A 16,579-nucleotide genomic window follows, 5' to 3' on the forward strand; every position below is an offset into this window, starting at 1 on the left:
CAATTTTAAAGGTTAATCAATATAGTATTAGTCTTTTATCACATTCACAAACAATGAGAAGTCGTCAAACTCCAGCATTGTTCCGTCTTTCACTTCATCTACAAGTTCAAGAGATGTGCCTAAAACCTGGTTACAAATATAAGTATTATATTCATTTACCGCATCATCTGTTTGCGTATTTTTCGAGATTGTTATTTTTATTTTGTCTGTAATCTCAAAGCCGCTTGACTTACGTATATTCTGAATACGGTTCACCAATTCACGGGCAATGCCCTCGCGACGCAATTCTTCGGTAATGGTAACTTCAAGCGCTACTGTCAGTTTGCCTTCATTGGCAACCAACCATCCCGGAATATCTTCACTAAAGATCTCGACATCTGATACCTCAATAACAGCTTCCGCACCATCCAAGTTTAATGTATACTTTCCGTTTTTCTCCAATTCACCGATAGCTTCCTGTGACATTTCCGCAACAGCTGCAGCTACTGCTTTCATTTGCTTGCCAAATTTCGGGCCTAACTTTTTAAAGTCACATTTCACTTTTTTCACCAATACACCGGCTGCACCATCAACGAATCTGACTTCTTTTACATTCACTTCATTCATAATCAGGTTCTTCACAGCTTCGATATGAGCTTTCTGCTCTTCATCTACCACCGGAACCATGATACACTGCAGCGGTTGGCGTACCTTGATATTCACCTTGCGGCGCAATGCTAACACCATAGATGTAACATCCTGTGCCATTTGCATGCGGGCTTCCAATTCCTTGTCTATCATTTCTTCCTGATATTTCGGGAATTCGGCAAGATGGACAGAAACTACATTGTCACGTCCTGTTGCTGTAATCAAGTCTGTATACAACCGGTCTGCATAGAACGGAGATATAGGAGCCATCAGTTTGGCCACTGTTTCGAGACAAGTGTACAATGTCTGATAAGCAGACAATTTATCCTGTGTAAATTCACCACCCCAGAAACGTTTACGATTCAGGCGAACATACCAGTTGGACAAATTATCATTCACAAAATCAGAGATCAAACGTCCTGCCTTTGTCGGTTCATATTCATTATAGCATGTATCTACCTCCTTTATTAATGTATTCAATACAGACAAGATCCAACGGTCGATCTCCGGACGTTCTGCCATCGGTACATCGGCTTCTTTATATTCAAATCCGTCTACATTCGCATAAAGCGCAAAGAATGAATACGTATTATATAAAGTGCCGAAGAACTTACGACGCACTTCTTCCACTCCCTCAACGTCAAATTTCAGGTTATCCCACGGAGAAGAATTGGTAATCATGTACCAACGCAATGGGTCAGAGCCATACTTTTCAATCGTAGTAAACGGATCGACAGCGTTATTCAAACGCTTAGACATCTTGTTACCGTTCTTATCGAGTACCAAACCGTTAGAAATAACAGCTTTGTAGGACACGCTGTCAAATACCATGGTAGCGATAGCATGCAAGGTAAAGAACCAGCCACGAGTCTGGTCTACTCCTTCGGCGATAAAGTCAGCCGGATATACCTGACGGTTATCCAACAGTTCTTTATTTTCGAACGGATAATGGATCTGCGCGTATGGCATAGCACCCGAATCGAACCATACATCAATCAAGTCTGATTCACGCTTCATCGGTTTGCCATCTTTCGATACCAATATGACATCGTCTACATAAGGACGGTGAAGATCAATCTTATCATAATTTTCTTCCGAATATTGCCCCGGAACGAAACCTTTATCCTTGTATGGATTAGATTTCATAAATCCGGCAGCTACCGATTTCTCGATTTCATTATAAAGTTCTTCTACAGATTCGATGCATATCTCATCCGTATTATCTTCTGTACGCCAGATAGGTAATGGAGTACCCCAATAACGAGAACGGCTAAGGTTCCAGTCATTCAGATTTTCCAGCCACTTGCCGAAACGGCCGGTTCCGGTAGATTCCGGTTTCCAGTTGATGGTTTTATTCAATTCCATCATTCGCTCCTTGCAAGCGGTAGAACGGATAAACCAGCTATCCAATGGATAATAAAGCACCGGTTTGTCTGTACGCCAACAGTGCGGATAGTTGTGGACATGCTTTTCTATCTTGAAAGCCTGATTATTGGCTTTCATCATCATAGCAAGAGCGATATCCAACGATTCGGCTGCTTGCGCAGCTTTCTCATCAAACTTACCGTCTACCATAAATTGAGGATCATAGGCGTTTTTCACCCATGCACCCTGATATTCTTTGTATTTATCTACATCAACACATTCTTTCACAAAGGTTTCGTCCAGTTCATCCAACAGATAGAATTTACCGGTCAGATCCACCATCGGACGAGTTTCGCCTTTCTTATTAATCATGAACAATGCCGGGATTCCTGCAGCACGTGCCACATTCGCATCATCCGCACCAAATGTAGGTGCAATGTGAACGATACCTGTACCGTCTTCTGTCGTTACATAATCACCCGGTATTACACGGAAAGCCTTATCACTAGGCTTCCAGTTGCCATTTTCGGATACCTCAACCGGTTTCACCCAAGGAATCAACTGCTCATATTCCATACCGACAAGATCAGTGCCTTTGTATTCGGCAATCACTTTAAACGGTACAAGTTTATCTCCGGCTTTGTAGTCCTCCAATTTCAAATCAGCAGCTTTTGCATTGAAGTGTACATTCAATAAAGCTTTTGCCAGAACAACCGTGATAGGTTCTCCGGTATAAGCGTTGTAAGACTGTACAGCCACATAGTCAATTTTGGGTCCCACACAAAGAGCCGTATTTGAGGGCAATGTCCATGGAGTAGTTGTCCAAGCGATAAAATAAGGAGTTCCCCATTCCGTCATTTCCGGTTTAGGATTCTTCATTTTAAATTGGGCAACGGCCGTTGTATCTTTTACATCCCGATAACAGCCCGGTTGATTCAACTCATGTGAGCTCAATCCTGTTCCGGCAGCCGGTGAATACGGTTGGATAGTATATCCTTTATACAACAATCCTTTTTTATGCAGTTGTTTCAATAGCCACCATAATGTTTCAATATAGCGATTATCATACGTGATATAAGGATGCTTCATATCCACCCAATATCCCATCCGATGAGTCAGGTCTTCCCATTCCTTGGTATATTTCATCACGTCTTTCCGACAAGCCGCATTGTAGTCGGCAACAGAGATTTTCTTACCAATATCTTCTTTTGTGATACCTAATGCCTTTTCTACACTTAGTTCCACAGGCAGTCCGTGCGTATCCCATCCGGCTTTACGCTTCACCTGATAACCTTTCATCGTTTTGTAGCGACAGAAAATGTCCTTAATGGTACGAGCCATTACATGGTGAATACCCGGCATACCATTAGCCGAGGGAGGTCCTTCGAAAAACACGAACGAAGGACAGCCATCACGTTCTGTCATACTCTTGGCGAAAACCTGGTTCTCGTCCCATTTCTTCAGCACATCTTTGTTCACCTGCGAAAGGTCAAACTGCGAATATTCAGTAAATCTCTTACCCATAGCTGTCTACGATTTTACTATTTACAATTTACAATTTGAGGGGTATCCCCATTTTTAAGGGTGCAAATTTACAAAAACATTTGTTTAGTTGAGCAAAAAGCTAAGACTTTTAATCGGATTCGTGTGAAGTTAACGATTATAAACCGCCTACAGCCTAAACAAAACAGGTATCTCCTTGTTTTAGTGGGAAACCTAAAAGCACTTAACTTATGAATTACGGTATTAGCATTTTATTCAGGGCAATCCCTTTGGCGATGGCTGTTTTTTGCTTCGGATACGGAGCGTTCATTTATAATTATGGAGATGACGGGAGTCGTGTTGTAGCCGGTCCTGTTGTGTTTTCACTTGGTATGATATGCATTGCGCTGTTTTGTACGGCTGCCACTATCATCCGGCAAATCATACATACTTATAATAAATCGGCCAAATACGTTTTGCCGGTTATAGGCTATTTGGCAGCCATCATTACAATCATTGGAGGTATCTGCATTTTCAGTAATGCCACTTCTACCTCTGCATTTGTTGCTGGACACGTTATCACCGGCGTTGGATTTATAACCACTTGTGTAGCTACCGCCGCCACCTCTTCTACCCGATTCTCTTTAATTCCGGGAAATTCAAAAGCGACAAGTAATGAGGTTCCAGAAGGAGCTTTTTCCCTTAATCAGAGACGGGCATTGGTCATTGTTGCCATCACCGTTTCTCTCATCGCATGGATATGGGCATTTGTATTATTAGGGAACAGTCATTCTCATCCGGCTTATTTTGTCGCGGGGCACGTAATGGTCGGTCTGGCATGTATTTGTACCAGTTTGATTGCGTTGGTAGCTACCATAGCACGTCAGATACGTAATGATTATTCAGAAAAAGAACGGGATAAATGGCCAAAACTAGTTTTATTAATGGGATCTATCTCTTTTGTATGGGGATTATTCGTGATTTTGGCAGATTCCGGAAGCGCAAACGGTACCACCGGATATATTATGCTCGGGTTGGGGCTGGTATGTTACAGCATTTCCAGCAAAGTAATCTTGCTGGCCAAAATATGGAGACAAGAATTCAAATTAGCCAACCGTATTCCTATGATTCCGGTATTAACGGCATTGGCTTGTCTGTTCCTGGCGGCTTTTGTATTCGAGATTGCTACTATACATGCTGATTATTTCATTCCGGCACGTGTTTTGGTAGGTCTAGGAGCTATTTGCTTTACGCTGTTTTCTATCGTTAGTATATTGGAGAGTGGCACGTCTTCCAAATAAAAAAGTATTCTATAAAAAGGGCGTCACTATATGCCCCGGATAGTGACGCTATCCAAGGCATATAGTGACGCTATCCGGACAGCATAGCGTCACTCTTTTATTTCTTGTATCTCACCTCATACAGGTCATTCCTGCGGTCTTTCAGGTTGCGTACACTACCATAAGTATGCAGCTCGTTCAGCAAATCCAGGTCAACATCCGATACCAAAATCATTTCGGTGTTAGGAGTTGCCTCTGCCCTCTTTCCGTCCGTTGGAAAAGCAAAGTCGCATGGGGTAAACACACCCGATTGAGCATATTGAATATCCATATTGTGCACACGGGGAAGATTTCCGACACTTCCGGCAATGACTACAAAACATTCATTCTCGATAGCACGTGCCTGCGCACAGACACGAACACGAGAGTAGGCATTCTGTGTATCTGTCAGGAAAGGAACAAATAATATCTGCATTCCCTGATCTGCCATCAGGCGGGAAAGTTCGGGGAACTCGACATCATAGCAGATCAAAACTCCAATCTTTGCACAATCCGTATCAAAAGTGTTCAGAAGTTTGCCACCATTAAGTCCCCAGCTTTTTATTTCATCGGGGGTAACGTGCAATTTCTCGTACATTTCATAGGTTCCATCCCGTCGACAAAGGAAACCTACATTATAAAGCAATCCGTCCTCTTTTACGTATGGCATACTTCCGGTTATAATGTTGATATTATAGCTAATAGCCAGATTCATAAACCGTTCCCGAATTTCATCCGTATACTTTGCCAATCCGCGAATAGCTTGTGATTCTCCTTTATCATTATACTTCGACATCAAAGGAGCATTGAAATATTCCGGGAAAAGAACAAAATCACTTTTATAATCGGATACTGCGTCCACAAAGAATTCTACTTGTTCGAACAGGTCATCCAATGTTTTATAACTACGCATCTGCCATTGCACTAGTCCTACACGAACCGTAGTTTTGGGACTGATATATTCCTGTGTAGGTGGCTGGTAATAGATATTATCCCATTGCAGCAAACAGGCATAATGTTTTGATTCCTCATCATTTGGCAGATAATTGGTCATTACCTTACGAACGTGGAAGTCATTCGACAATTGGAAAGTAAGTACCGGATCGTAAATCTCGCGTTGACGCACCCGTTCGATATATTCTTTCGGACGCATTTTGTCAGCATATTTATGATAATTCGGGATACGTCCGCCAAACATGATTGCTTTCAGATTCAATGTTTCGCAAAGCTCCTTACGATATTCATACATACGACGTGCGAGACGCAAACCACGATAGCCCGGGTGAATGAATACTTCAATGCCATACAGGATATTTCCTTTGGGATTATGTGTATTGAATGTTTCCTTACCCGTAACCTGTGCATACGTATGGTCGTTCTTTACTTTATCATAATCAACAATAATAGAAAGAGCACAACCAACTATTTTATCGTCAACGACTGTGACGATCTGACCTTCCGGAAAGATCTTAATCAACTTCTGAATCTGCTCACGAGTCCAAAACACATCGCTACCGTCAGAATAAACACGGGTAAACGATTGGGATAACTGTACATAATCTTCTATTTGCAGATTACGTATCTGCACTTTATTAATTTTTATCGGATGCTGTTCCATAACAATACGTGTTTTTATATAAAAACTATGCAAAGGTACTGTTTATCTTTATACATTATCATTGCAAAATAAAAAATGCATTATACTTAATTTTAATACATGCTTCAGAAATGGCTACAGTGCTTTACCATCACATAATTTTCATACAGACTCTTGCGCCATTTAATTTGCGACTTCCGAAAATTATCGTACATTTGCAGCGACTAACATTTTATACCCACAGAAGCAGTGAACCTGCTTCAACTCCAGTAGCAGGCATTTTTATGCCTGTTGCTGCCGTAGATACGCGGTTTCGTACCCCCGTGGGGAACGTTAATGCGTCCCCAGCTTCTGTGGAGTGTTAGTCAACGGGAAAGGCGGAACCGTTTTTTTATTCCCGCCTATCTTAAAACCGTTGTATCATGCATGAAGAACAAAACAATGCACCTGTAAAAACCGTTCGAAGCAATCGGCAGGAAGCTAATTTTCCTAATCTGGAAGAAAAAGAAAACCTAAAACAGTTTTATTTAACCCAATCACGACGACTATGCCCTACTGTATCAGTCGATCGTTCGGAATTACAACGTTTGGGAGCGTTACACCACAAAATCAAACATTTTATTAAAGCGTTGACCAACCTCGACCGTTCATGGGAAAATAGGATGCCGGAGATGCAAAAGGCTTGCCTGCATTTCTTTACTTTACAAAATTCACCTCGGACAGAGTGCCAAAAGATTTTTGAAGAATGGGCACAATGGTCGAACTTCCTGATATCAGCCTCTTGCTATCGTGGTTTTGTCAGTCAGATGTTGCAGGATTATCAACGTCAATTACGTGACTTGGAAAAGCTCTTGGGCGGCAAACCTTCCGAAACTTTGGAGAATGTATCAGACCGTTAAGTCATACAGATAGATATTGCATCGAACTGACGTTAAAAGTAGTTCGTTTTTGCACAGTTTTGAATCCATTACCACTAATGATTTCATTCGTTACTTTTAGGTAATTGCTTCCCTATTAATATCTATTTCATAGCCTAATGAATTTTCGTTTGACAGTTGTCGAACGAACGCTTAACTTAAGTTGAACTATCGCTTGACAGTTGTCAAACGAAAACTCATTAGGCAATCAAAAAAATAATATAGGCAAGAAGAAAAAATAAAAGTAGCATAGTAGCGAGATATAATTAATATAGCATAGTTTATTCATTCTCGCACCGTTACGAATCTATTCTTAGGAGATAGAGTCCCCCTAAACCACATCCCCTGAATTTACAACTGTTCCCCAAAGCTTCAAATAAAAACAATTATGACACCATACCATTGGTACGATGTCATAATCTTAATAGAACCATGCCAAGAGACCAAAGTCATAATGACATGATGAATTTACACTAACCTAATTTATTTATTTTTCTTCCAAAGCTTGCTCATATCTTCCAATGTCTTGCCTTTCGTTTCAGGTACCCAACGCCAAACAAAGATAGCAGCAGCCACGCAGATAATACCATATAAACTATATGCAAACATCGGACTGAAGTCGTACAGTGCAGGGAAAGTAGAAGATACAATGTAATTGAATATCCATTGGAATGCTACAGCGATTGCCACCGCTTTACCACGGATCGTGTTCGGGAATATTTCCGAGATCAACACCCAGCAAATCGGCCCCCAAGACATCATAAAGAATGCTGCATACACAATTACTGAAAGTACCGGAAGAATACCCTTTATTGCCATGCTATCACACATTGCTACCGCAAATGCACCTACAGCCATACCAATAGAACCGATTATCAATAGTGGCTTACGTCCGAAGCGGTCTACAGTGAAGATTGCAACTAATGTAAAGACAATGTTTACAATACCCATAATAACTGTTTGCATCATGCCACCTCCTTCTGCACCTGCATTTTCGAAAATACGAGGAGCATAATAAAGTACCGCATTAATACCGATAGCCTGTTGGAATACAGAAAGCAAAATACCGATCACAATTACTGCCACTCCATAAGTAAAGATTTTCTCTGTCTTTTCATGAGCAGTAGCTTTAATATCATTAAGAATTTCCTGCGCTTTTGTCTTACCATTGATCTTTTCAAGGATCGAATAAGCCTTTTCATCCTGCTGTATCAATACAAGATAACGAGGAGTCTTCGGAACAAAGAACAACAACAGGCCAAAGAAAGCGGCAGGGAAAGCTTCCGAACCGAACATGTAACGCCATCCTTCATAAACAGTCCACATATCAGATTCAGCACTAACAGACAGTATACCGGCCGCATCTTTCAGAATAATAGGATTTTGATGTCCGCCCATAATCAAGAAATTCACAAAGTATACTACCAACATACCGAAGATGATAGCAAACTGGTTACATGATACAAGCGTTCCACGAATATTGGAAGGGGCTATTTCAGCAATATACATCGGACAGACTGCAGAAGCCAGTCCAACACCGATACCGCCCAAAACACGATACAAATTAAAAGCAATCAGCAAATCCATATTCGGCTTTCCATATTCGAAAAATAGGACTTCAGGATAATAGGAACCTAATGCTGAAAGGAAAAAGAGTACGGCAGCAAGCCTTAGAGAATTACGACGTCCCAAACGGGAAGCAAATATACCGGAGATCGCACCACCCAGTACACAGCCAATCAATGCACTGGAAGAAGTGATTCCATGCATTACTTTATTGTATTGAAAATCAGAGGCCGAAAGGAAAAAAGCCTCCAAACCTTTCTCTGCACCGGAAATAACTGCTGTATCGTATCCGAAAAGCAGTCCTCCCAGAATGGCGACAGAGGTTATCGAATATAGGTAGAGTTTACTACCTTCGTTCGTTGTATTAATCATGGTTATAAGTAGATAAAGTAGTGTTGTAGTAGTTGGATATATATCACCACAGACTTCACGGATTGACATAGATAAAATTCAAAATAAAAGAGAAGAAAATCAATCTGTGAGAATCCGTGTAATCTGTGGTGGATTTAATTAGCAATACATATTCAGAATTGCTTCATAAAGCTCTTGTTTACCGCTAGTCTGCTTCGGTTCACCGTTTGCTTTAGCATAAGCAACTACATCTTCCAAAGTCAACTTGCCATCTTCAAACTCCTTACCTTTACCGCCATCAAATGAAGCGTAACGGTCAGCCAGCATTTTCTTATACGGAGATTCGTTCAGCAGAGCAGCTGCACTTTCCAATGCACGAGCCATAGCATCCATACCTGCGATGTGAGCGATGAAGATATCTTCCAGGTCAGTAGAGTTACGACGAGTCTTAGCGTCGAAGTTTGTTCCACCGTTACCCAAGCCACCGTTGCGGATAATTTGCATCATAGCTTGTGTCAGTTCGTAGTTATCAATCGGGAATTGGTCTGTATCCCAACCATTCTGATAATCACCACGGTTAGCGTCGATAGAACCCAACATGCCGTTGTCTACTGCTACTGCCAATTCGTGTTCGAAAGTGTGACCAGCCAAAGTTGCGTGGTTTACTTCAATGTTCACTTTGAAATCTTTATCCAATCCATGAGCTTTCAAGAAGCCTATTACAGTTTCTGTATCGACATCATACTGGTGTTTAGTCGGTTCCATCGGTTTCGGTTCGATCAGGAAAGTGCCTTTGAAACCACGGGCACGAGCATAATCACGAGCGATGGTCAGCATTTTTGCCAAGTGTTCTTTTTCACGTTTCTGATCTGTATTCAGAAGAGACATATAACCTTCACGTCCACCCCAGAATACATAGTTTTGACCACCTAATTCGATAGTTGCGTCGATTGCATTCTTGATCTGAACAGCAGCGCGAGCTACTACATCAAAATCAGGGTTAGTAGCTGCACCGTTCATGTAACGTGCATGACCAAATACGTTGGCAGTACCCCACAACAGCTTAATGCCAGTTTCAGCTTGTTTCTGTTTTGCATAAGCTACGATTGCTTTCAGGTTAGCTTCGTATTCTTCGATGCTTGCACCTTCAGAAACCAAGTCCACATCGTGGAAACAGTAGTATTCGATACCCATTTTCTGCATGAATTCAAAACCTGCGTCCATTTTATCTTTTGCAGCTTGTATAGCGTCAGCATTACTATTCCAAGGGAATTGTTTTGTTCCGCCACCAAATTGGTCACCGCCTTCAGCACACAAAGTATGCCACCATGCCATAGCAAATCTCAACCAATCTTTCATTTTCTTACCGTTGATAACCTTTTCAGCATCGTAGTAACGGAATGCCATCGGATTCTTACTATCTTTACCTTCGAACTTAATCTTTTCAATTCCCGGGAAAAATTCTTTTGTTGCCATAATTCTTTTATTTTTTAAATGGTTATTATTTAAATTGTTAATTATTTATCTGAAGAAAGAACCGGAGCCGGTATATTACCGGTCATCGACTTTTCAAGACGGTATTTCCATTTTGCATACGCGTCAGCATATTCCTGTCGTTTTGCCACATTAGGCTCAATCACATCCAGTTTGTCAAGCGTAGCAAATGCCTCATTATTATCCTTGTAGATACCTGCGCCAATGCCCGCACCTTTCGCGGCACCTACGGAACCATCCGTATCGTAAAGCTCGATAGTAGCTCCTGTGACTCCCGCCAAAGTATCACGGAAGATAGAACTCAAAAACATATTAGCGTGTCCGGCATGGATCATCTTCACAGGAATTCCCATTTGCTCCATGATATCAATGCCATATTTAAAAGAGAATACAATACCTTCTTGAGCGGCACGAATAATATGATGTTTGCCATGCGTATTAAAGTCCAGTCCACGAATACTGCAACCGATTTCTTTATTGTTCAGCATACGTTCGGCACCGTTACCAAACGGCAGGATACTGATTCCTGCACTGCCGATAGGAGCTTTGGAAGCTAATACATTCATTTCATTATAAGATATTCCTTCGGGAGCAATGTTGCGTTTTACCCATGAATTGAGAATACCTGTTCCATTGATGCAAAGCAATACTCCCAAACGTGTCTGATCTATGGTATGATTGACATGCGCAAAGGTATTGACACGTGACTGCGGATCATAGTTCACTTCACCGTTCACGCCATAAACCACTCCCGATGTTCCTGCCGTAGAAGCAATCTCTCCCGGATTAAACACATTCAAAGAAAGGGCATTGTTAGGCTGGTCGCCTGCACGATAGGTAATCGGTGTCCCTTCTTTCAGTCCAAGCTCTTTGGCAGCTATTGCATTTACACGTCCCTGTTCAGCAAAAGTCGGCTTAATATCTGCAATCAAAGAAGAATCAAACCCGTAATAATCCATTAAGAAATCAGCCACCCGATTGTTCTTGAAATCCCAGAACATACCTTCCGAAAGTCCGGAAACAGTAGTGCAGATTTCTCCACTCAACTTCATGGCAATATAATCGCCCGGCAGCATTATCTTATCAATCTGCTCATAGATGGCCGGTTCGTTTTCTTTAATCCACGCCAACTTGGAAGCGGTAAAATTTCCCGGTGAGTTCAACAAATGAGAAAGACATCTCTCCTCCCCGATTGTCTCAAACGCTTTCTGACCGTATGGCACCGCACGAGAGTCACACCAGATGATAGCAGGACGCAATACATGCTGATTCTTATCAACACAAACCAATCCGTGCATCTGATAAGAGATACCGATGGCTTTAATTTCAGCGGCACTAACTCCGGATTCGGTCATAATAGCCTGCGTGGACAACTTTAAGTTTTCCCACCAACTTTCAGGATCTTGTTCCGCCCATCCGGGATTCACTGCAATAATATTCGCTTCTGTTTTCGGAAAAAATGCCGATGACACACATTTACCAGTTTCAGCATTTACCAAACTCGCTTTTACAGACGAGCTACCGATGTCATAACCTAATAGAAACATAATTTTATTTACGATTAAACGATTTACTATTTACGATTTAACGCTCAATGCCCGACAATTAATACTATAACATTCAACGCCTAATACTTAATACTTGAATAAAGTCTACCTTCTCACCTTATTATATATCTTCTTATCAAATTTATAATAACGGGCAGCACGGTGAGCCACTCCTTGTTGCTTTTCTTCCAAAGGAACTACATATTCCATCATTGCTATTTTCTTATGGAAGTTGCGCACATCCACGGCTTTGTCATATACTAATTCAAAAAGGGTCCTCAATTGTGCGGCTGTAAATTTACGCGGAAGCAGTTCGAACAATATGGAAGGATTAAATTCTACAAACTGCCGAATGTAAGTCATTGCCTCCTTTATAATCAGATTATGGTCAAAAGCCAATGTTTTCACGTCTTTCAAAGCGATCCAGCAAGCCTGGTGATCGTCCAGATTCTTATCCAATGTACGGTCTATCTTTACCATTGACATATAGGCAATAGTAACAATGCGCTCCACTTTTGACTGCATGGCTCTTTCCAACCAACGTACATCTTTCGGATTACTCGTTCTGTTTTTAGAACCAAATGCTTTAAACTGCATCAGATTCACATTTTTAAGTCCTGTCAATTCATACAAAACTCGTTGTGCAGCTTCATCCAAGGCTTCGTCCATATAGATAAGACTTCCGGGAAGTTTCATATCATGATATACTTCTCCATTATCCTCACCTGCACGTTTTACAAGCAACACTTTCAGTTGTTCTCCGTCAAAACCAATCACTACACAGTCTACTGATATATGATTGTTTGCTAAAGGTGTATTTTTCTGTAAATTTTGCATATCCATTTCTTTAAAACGATGCAAATATAGATGCTAAACCCCATCAAAACAAAATAAGAAATATGCTATAAAACATTGTTTTTCATATAAATACATATCATATATTCTACAATATGAATAGTTAGTGTTATCTTACGAATTACAATATGTATTTTAGTGTTTCCACGGACGAGTAATTGTATAAAGTACAAAAACTAGATTGACGCTTTATTATCAGTACTTTTCATATCTTTTCCAACAGACATCAGCAAAGATACTTATTGTATTTTAAACGATATGTCATTTTGTACCTTATCGTTTTTTATTCTATCTTTGTCGGGTAAATATTAAAAAAACTAAAATGGAACGTCATCCAGTCATTTTATCTATTGCCGGCTCCGATTGTTCGGGAGGCGCAGGTATTCAGGCAGACATAAAAACAATCTCGGCTTTAGGAGGATATGCAGCATCGGCCATTACTGCCATCACCGTACAAAATACACTGGGAGTACGTGCCGTACAGTCCATTTCTCCAGATATTGTTCGCGGACAAATAGAAGCAGTGATGGACGATCTGCAACCGGTTGCCATCAAAATAGGAATGATAAATGATATTCAAATTGTTCGTGTAATTTCCGACTGTTTACAAAAATATTCGCCTGCATACATCGTTTACGATCCGGTAATGGTATCTACCAGCGGAAGGAAACTTATGACAGATGAAGCGATAGAAGAAATCAAAAAAGAACTTTTACCGCTCGTCACATTAATCACTCCCAATATTGACGAAGCAAAAGTACTTACAGGTAAAAATATTCACAACATTCAGGATATGCAGGCTGCTGCCAAAATGCTGACGGATGATTATCAGACTAATATCTTACTAAAAGGCGGACATCTGGAAGGAGACAATATGTGCGACCTTTTGCATACGTCCGAATTTATCTACCATATATATGAAGAGAAAAAAATAGAAAGCCATAATCTGCATGGAACGGGATGTACCCTCTCTTCCGCCATTGCCACCTATCTTGCCAAAGGCTATCCCATGCGAGAATCTATCCAGCATGCGAAAGCATATATCACTCAAGCCATTATCGCAGGAAAAGAATTGAATATCGGGCATGGCAACGGCCCTTTATGGCATTTTCCGGACTCCGTTGCACAAATGTGTACATTTTGTGCGGTTGTATCATAAAAATACGTAACTTTGCACCCGCAATTAAAAATCAATTAAATAATAAAAATATGAAAGCATTTGTATTTCCCGGTCAAGGCGCCCAATTTGTAGGAATGGGTAAAGACCTGTATGAAAACTCAGCTTTAGCAAAAGAATTGTTTGAAAAAGCAAATGATATCCTCGGATATCGCATTACAGATATCATGTTCGATGGCACAGACGAAGATCTTCGTCAGACAAAGGTTACTCAACCTGCCGTATTCCTTCACTCTGTTATTTCTGCTCTTTGCATGGGCGACGACTTCAAGCCGGAAATGACTGCCGGTCACTCACTTGGTGAATTCTCTGCATTGGTAGCTGCCGGCGCATTGAGTTTTGAAGATGGATTGAAACTCGTGTATGCACGTGCAATGGCTATGCAGAAAGCTTGTGAAGCTACTCCTTCCACCATGGCCGCCATTATCGCATTGCCGGATGAGAAAGTAGAAGAAATCTGTGCAGCAGTAAATGCAGAAGGCGAAGTTTGCGTACCGGCCAACTACAACTGTCCGGGACAAATCGTTATCTCTGGTTCTGTACCGGGTATCGAAAAGGCTTGCGAACTGATGAAAGCTGCCGGAGCAAAACGTGCTCTTCCGCTGAAAGTGGGTGGTGCTTTCCATTCTCCATTGATGGATCCTGCTAAAGTAGAATTGGAAGCTGCTATCAAAGCTACCGAAGTACATACTCCTAAATGTCCGGTATATCAGAATGTGGATGCACTTCCTCACACTGACCCTGCAGAAATCAAAAAGAACCTGGTTGCTCAATTGACTGCTTCCGTACGTTGGACACAATCAGTAAAGAATATGGTTGCTGACGGTGCTACTGATTTTACAGAATGTGGCCCGGGCGCTGTACTTCAAGGATTGATTAAAAAGATTGACGGTACTGTCAATGCTCACGGTATTGCATAAATATCCGTAAGACAGACTTCATCTTCATATAAAAAAGCGTGTTGGCAACTATTGCCAACACGCTTTTTTATATATGAGAACCATTGGTAGAAAACCAATGAACATGTTGTAAAACACCCTGGTACTTTTCTTTTCCGGCAAACTTTCCGAATCTTTCTTTTGTTTTTATTATAGGAATCATTTACCCCAATTTATGAGCCATGAAAATACATGAATATCAAGCGAAAGAGATTTTCTCCAAGTACGGAATACCTGTCGAGAGGCACACTTTATGCCGTACTGCCGCAGGCGTTCTAGCTGCATACCGGAGGATGGGAACAGACAGAGTCGTTATAAAGGCACAAGTATTAACCGGAGGCCGAGGAAAAGCCGGAGGAGTGAAACTGGTAAACAATACGGAAGATGCGTACCAGGAAGCTAAGAATATTCTCGGAATGAGTATTAAAGGGCTTCCGGTCAATCAAGTCCTAGTCAGCGAGGCAGTCGATATTGCTGCAGAATATTACGTCAGCTATACCATCGACCGGAATACACGTTCTGTCATTCTGATGATGAGTGCATCCGGCGGTATGGATATTGAAGAGGTAGCCTGTCAGACACCGGAGAAAATCATCCGATATTCAATTAATCCATTCATTGGCCTTCCCGACTACCTGGCAAGGCGTTTCGCTTTCGCTCTCTTCCCCCAAATGGAACAGGCAGGTAAAATGGCCGTCATCCTTCAGGAACTTTATAAAATCTTTGTGGAGAATGACGCGTCGCTAGTGGAAGTAAATCCGCTGGCACTTACAAAGAAAGGTACGTTAATAGCTATTGACGCAAAGATTGCTTTTGATGACAATGCGCTCTATCGTCATCCGGAGATTCATGCTTTGTTTGATCCGGCGGAAGAAGAAAAAGTGGAAGCAGACGCCAAAGATAAAGGATTCAGTTATGTCCACATGGACGGCAATATCGGTTGTATGGTAAATGGCGCCGGACTTGCCATGGCTACTATGGACATGATTAAACTTTACGGCGGTCAGCCTGCTAATTTTCTCGACATCGGTGGCAGCTCCAATCCTGTCAAGGTCATTGAAGCAATGAAACTCTTATTGCAGGATGAGAAAGTAAAAGTGGTCCTGATTAATATTTTCGGAGGGATCACTCGTTGCGATGATGTGGCAATGGGACTTCTCCAGGCATTCGAACAAATAAACAGCAATGTCCCTGTCATCGTCCGGCTTACAGGCACCAATGAACATATCGGACGGGAACTGTTACGGAATTACAGCCGTTTCCAAATAGCCACAACGATGAAAGAGGCTGCTCTTATGGCTCTAAAAGCATAATACGTACCAAATCACTAAAAAATAAAGCAAT

11 protein-coding genes are annotated in these 16,579 nt (G+C 41.4%); 5 read left to right on the plus strand and 6 right to left on the minus strand.

The features are described from left to right. Nucleotides 1-27 precede the first annotated feature (27 nt). Nucleotides 28-3,516 (minus strand): isoleucine--tRNA ligase, encoded by a 3,489-nt coding sequence (ileS, locus tag GD631_RS16165; RefSeq protein WP_143258586.1) that lies wholly within the window; start codon nt 3,514-3,516, stop codon nt 28-30. A 209-nt stretch (nt 3,517-3,725) separates the two neighbouring features. On the opposite strand from ileS, the gene GD631_RS16170 reads away from it, so the two are divergent. Next, complete coding sequence (locus GD631_RS16170; protein WP_143258587.1) at nt 3,726-4,775, plus strand: DUF2776 domain-containing protein; 1,050 nt, start codon at nt 3,726-3,728, stop codon at nt 4,773-4,775. 97 nt (nt 4,776-4,872) lie between these two features. Here the strand turns inward: GD631_RS16170 and GD631_RS16175 are convergent, their stop codons facing one another. Then, nucleotides 4,873-6,411 (minus strand): carbon-nitrogen hydrolase family protein, encoded by a 1,539-nt coding sequence (locus GD631_RS16175; protein ID WP_004295880.1) that lies wholly within the window; start codon nt 6,409-6,411, stop codon nt 4,873-4,875. Between the two features lie 401 nt (nt 6,412-6,812). On the opposite strand from GD631_RS16175, the gene GD631_RS16180 reads away from it, so the two are divergent. Then, a complete protein-coding gene (locus GD631_RS16180; RefSeq protein ID WP_143258588.1) occupies nt 6,813-7,289 on the plus strand; it encodes a hypothetical protein in 477 nt (158 codons plus the stop codon). Between the two features lie 501 nt (nt 7,290-7,790). Here GD631_RS16180 and xylE read toward each other — a convergent pair. The 4 genes from xylE to GD631_RS16200 all read right to left on the minus strand — a co-directional run bounded on the left by xylE (nt 7,791) and on the right by GD631_RS16200 (nt 13,102). Further along, entirely contained in the window at nt 7,791-9,245 is a 1,455-nt protein-coding gene (gene xylE / locus GD631_RS16185) for a D-xylose transporter XylE (protein ID WP_143258589.1), read from the minus strand. Nucleotides 9,246-9,383: 138 nt separating this feature from the next. Continuing rightward, nucleotides 9,384-10,700, minus strand: a complete 1,317-nt coding sequence (xylA, locus tag GD631_RS16190; protein ID WP_004295876.1) for a xylose isomerase — start codon at nt 10,698-10,700, stop codon at nt 9,384-9,386. Nucleotides 10,701-10,741: 41 nt separating this feature from the next. Next, nucleotides 10,742-12,265: a xylulokinase gene (locus GD631_RS16195; protein ID WP_008640143.1), complete on the minus strand. Its 1,524-nt coding sequence runs from the start codon at nt 12,263-12,265 to the stop codon at nt 10,742-10,744. 105 nt (nt 12,266-12,370) lie between these two features. After that, nucleotides 12,371-13,102, minus strand: a complete 732-nt coding sequence (locus GD631_RS16200) for an NUDIX hydrolase (RefSeq protein ID WP_143258590.1) — start codon at nt 13,100-13,102, stop codon at nt 12,371-12,373. Between the two features lie 340 nt (nt 13,103-13,442). On the opposite strand from GD631_RS16200, the gene thiD reads away from it, so the two are divergent. The 3 genes from thiD to sucC all read left to right on the plus strand — a co-directional run bounded on the left by thiD (nt 13,443) and on the right by sucC (nt 16,548). After that, a complete protein-coding gene (gene thiD, locus GD631_RS16205; RefSeq protein ID WP_143258591.1) occupies nt 13,443-14,279 on the plus strand; it encodes a bifunctional hydroxymethylpyrimidine kinase/phosphomethylpyrimidine kinase in 837 nt (278 codons plus the stop codon). Nucleotides 14,280-14,329: 50 nt separating this feature from the next. After that, nucleotides 14,330-15,217, plus strand: coding sequence for an ACP S-malonyltransferase (gene fabD, locus GD631_RS16210; RefSeq protein ID WP_143258592.1), 888 nt, complete (start codon nt 14,330-14,332; stop codon nt 15,215-15,217). 200 nt (nt 15,218-15,417) lie between these two features. Further along, nucleotides 15,418-16,548 (plus strand): ADP-forming succinate--CoA ligase subunit beta, encoded by a 1,131-nt coding sequence (sucC, locus tag GD631_RS16215; RefSeq protein ID WP_143258593.1) that lies wholly within the window; start codon nt 15,418-15,420, stop codon nt 16,546-16,548. The last annotated feature ends 31 nt before the right edge of the window (nt 16,549-16,579 follow it).

Source organism: Bacteroides luhongzhouii, assembly GCF_009193295.2.
GTDB lineage: Bacteria > Bacteroidota > Bacteroidia > Bacteroidales > Bacteroidaceae > Bacteroides > Bacteroides luhongzhouii.